Origin of the sequence: Anaerotruncus sp. 1XD42-93, assembly GCF_009917605.1 — a bacterium.
In the GTDB taxonomy this organism is placed as follows: Bacteria; Bacillota; Clostridia; order Oscillospirales; family Ruminococcaceae; genus Anaerotruncus.
The window spans coordinates 1-533 of record NZ_QZEG01000243.1; the positions used below are offsets into that span (position 1 = coordinate 1).

Sequence of the window (533 nt, forward strand, 5' to 3'; positions counted from 1 at the left end):
GCCCTATGCGCCGCTGACCACAGCTGGACAGGTACTGATGCCGGACGGTGTCCCGCTTGCGGATTATCTGGAGGCGAGTGCCCCGGACTGGCCGCTCGTTACAATCCGGCATGATCTGGGCGATTATCCGGACGTGCTGCTGCTCATGGGGGAGTATACCGCAGGCGCGGGCGGGGCGGGGGATGGCCCGGCGGGCGGCTCCGAGCTGGTACAATGCCCCTGCCGCCAGAGTTATCCGGATGCCGATACCCTGACAGTGTATACCATCCGGGAGCTTACGCGACTGGGAAACCCCACACTGCATAAGATCAGCGACCGCATCTATACGCTGACCTTTGAGAATGCGGAAAGCCTGTACATCAAATTATTGCTGAACGTCTGAAAGGAGATTGAGACGATATGGAATTTAGCCCGTTGATAAAAGGAACTCCGGACTGGAACGAGAAATACAATCAGGACATCGGTGGCCTGTGTGCGGAGATGGATGCTGCAAGATCCAGCGGTATCCTGAACACCTATGTACATACCAAGAG

General features: G+C 57.0%; 1 protein-coding gene. It reads left to right on the plus strand.

The genetic code is table 11. From position 1 onward, the window contains the following. Positions 1-382, plus strand: a 382-nt coding sequence (locus tag D5269_RS19090) for a hypothetical protein (protein ID WP_207709166.1), incomplete at its 5' end; no start/stop codon positions are given. Positions 383-533 lie beyond the last annotated feature (151 nt).